Genomic DNA, 2,523 nt, shown 5'->3' on the forward strand with positions numbered 1-2,523 from the left:
CAAATCTTGGTTGATTGGCAAGAAAATAAATCTGATGCTCTGCTATTACAAATCTTTACCCAACCAATTTTCGGAAAACCGACATTTTTCTTCGAGTTTATCGAACGTCGCAACCTCGCGAAAGGTTTTGGAGAAGGGAATTTTCGCGCTCTATTTGAAGCGATCGAACGAGAACAAATGAAACGAGGCAGTTTACATTAGTGTTTCTGAACTCACACATCAACTATTTAAAACATTGACGTAACCGCACCTGGGATATTCTGTTAATAAATCTTTACATTAAGCATTTATACTTAATCGAAGAATGTTGAGAATAATTACAGATTTTGATGGTCCGATTGTTGACGTTTCTGAACGTTATTATCGTGTTTACGAACTTTGTTTAGAAAAAACTCGCCATCCACAACAGCAAATCAAGCAACTATCCAAGGCTGAATTTTGGCAAATGAAACGCGATCGCATTCCGGAAATCGAAATTGGGATGATTTCTGGATTAGATGGGGGGCAAGCTGAAGTTTTTTCCCAGTTACGGAAGCAAACCGTCCATACTCAACCCTATTTTGAATATGACGTGCTTGCCGATGGTGCAGTTGATACATTATCAAAAATTCAACAATTGAAGATTGATTTAGCTGTGATGACAATGCGTCGTGTTCGAGAACTGGACTATGCTTTGACAAAATTTAATTTAGGTGAATTTTTCCCAGAAAATCGCCGTTACTGCTTGGGTAACGATTACGTAAAAACTCGTGATATTGAAGATAAACCGTTATTAATGAAACGTGCCCTTACTGAACTACCAGTAGCTAACACTTGGATGATTGGAGATACAGAAGCCGATATCGCAGCAGCTAAAAGACATGGAATTAGGGTAATTGCTGTAGAATGTGGAATACGCGATCGCATTCAACTAGAAAATTACGAACCTGATTTAATTGTTAAAAGTATTAGCATTGCCGTGGATATAATTTTGGATAATTGGCAGCAGAATATCCCATAATCGCCAAAAATAAAGACGTTCGAGTAGAACGTCTCTATACCATTCAATTGGTAATCAAGATTCTTCTAGCGGAAAAAACTGCTAATCAACCACAGCAATATAAACGTAAATACAGTCGAAAATTGCTCAACTGACAAACCAGGTAAGATACTTTGCGGTACAAAACTAGCCAACAACCCTCCACCTACCAAACCAATAACCAACCCCGCAAAAGTCCACAACACAGCCCTGCCGAGCTTGCTCTCCTTGCGATTTAAGAAATATACAGTAATCCCAACTCCCACCACCAAAGCCAACTGTAAAGCTTGGTTGCCCCCAGCACGATAAAACAATGCGATCGCGCTTAAACCTGAATACCAAGCCAAAGGCAGAACCACATCACCAACCGTCGGCTTATCGAGCATTTTAGCCAACCACATAGGTGACTGCTCGCGACGTGGTAAAATTTGTTGTGAAGGTGGCTGTACGAGACGTTCTGGAAAACGGATACGTTCGGGCACTTTAATTTTGCCTTCTTGGCGCATCCGCAAGCGATCCATTAAAATCGCATCGTAGGCAGTTTCAATTACCTCCAAGCGCTTGGCATCACCGCTATTCTGCTCTAGAAGACGAGTACGAAGGTTTTGAATTTCTTCAAAGCTAGCATCTTCAGATACCCCAAGTTTTTCGTAGGGATTTTGATCGCTCATGGGAATCAATTATTTTAGCCTTAGTTTCAGAGGCGATTAAATGTAAAGAACAAAAGAGATTTAGGTACTTTTAAGTGAAAATTTAGACTTTCGCCAGTCGAAACTTGTAGCCTCGGTCTAACTAGGTTAACTCAGCCTTGTCATTTAGATATCAAGAAGAATATTTTAACATCTCTTTGCTCTAAAATGTCGAAACCTCGTTTCATCCTAAACAAACACATCCTAATCGGATATTAGCATTAGTCTCTTTTGTTGATATGGTAATTTTAACTATAGTCACTTTAACATATTAAAATAAGTCCGTGTATCCCCTCATGTCGTTGAGGGATTCGGGCTTTAATCTAGAATTTGAGATAACAATACCTAAAAGGTACAGTTCATGAAAAATATATCTTTTACATTTTCAGTGTGGTTACTTACCATACCTTAACTAAAGTTTAAATAATAAACGTGATAATCGCCTGTGGCATCTAGCTACATCTCGATTTAAAATTAAAGCGTTTCAAACTACCTAGTAACTAGAATAACCTAAAGCATTCTAGATTACTATGAAGATACGGTTAAGATTCGAGCATCGACGCTGGTGAATACCAGATGGAAAATCACAAAAGTTGGAATTTTGATTTCCAGGTAACATTACCAGGATAATTTCTTCTTTAGTTTATTGCTCATAAATCCTGATTGGACTAGTATTTGGAAAATCAGGGATTTTGTCTCTTAGCCTTGTAGATTCTATTACCCCAAAGCGAAAATCTCGTCTTTTGTGTGGTAGATTCCCTAACTTAATCCTATAATTTTTGTGCAAAGTGATGGTCATGGCTCCCGCCAAGATTC

2 protein-coding genes and 1 pseudogene are annotated in these 2,523 nt (G+C 38.5%); 2 read left to right on the top strand and 1 reads right to left on the bottom strand.

Annotated features, from left to right (window positions below; translation table 11 throughout):
• Together CK510_RS07640 and CK510_RS07645 are read left to right on the top strand one after the other, a co-directional pair.
• A pseudogene (locus tag CK510_RS07640) lies at positions 1 to 201 on the top strand (4-hydroxyphenylpyruvate dioxygenase); the annotation flags it as partial.
• Positions 202 to 304: 103 nt separating this feature from the next.
• Complete coding sequence (locus tag CK510_RS07645) at positions 305 to 1,000, top strand: HAD family hydrolase (protein ID WP_095721137.1); 696 nt, start codon at positions 305 to 307, stop codon at positions 998 to 1,000.
• 65 nt (positions 1,001 to 1,065) lie between these two features.
• Here CK510_RS07645 and CK510_RS07650 read toward each other — a convergent pair whose 3' ends face one another.
• The gene (locus CK510_RS07650; protein ID WP_095721138.1) at positions 1,066 to 1,689 is read right to left on the bottom strand and encodes a CPP1-like family protein; all 624 of its coding nucleotides are present in this window, start codon (positions 1,687 to 1,689) and stop codon (positions 1,066 to 1,068) included.
• Between the last annotated feature and the right edge of the window lie 834 nt (positions 1,690 to 2,523).

This window comes from Brunnivagina elsteri CCALA 953 (genome assembly GCF_002289455.1).
GTDB classification, from domain to species: domain Bacteria; phylum Cyanobacteriota; class Cyanobacteriia; order Cyanobacteriales; family Nostocaceae; genus Brunnivagina; species Brunnivagina elsteri.

What these genes read in the sequence shown, in the direction of transcription:
- CK510_RS07645 (WP_095721137.1), top strand. Translation starts at nt 305, where the DNA reads ATGTTGAGAATAATTACAGATTTTGATGGTCCGATTGTTGACGTTTCT.
- CK510_RS07650 (WP_095721138.1), bottom strand. Translation starts at nt 1,689, where the DNA reads ATGAGCGATCAAAATCCCTACGAAAAACTTGGGGTATCTGAAGATGCT.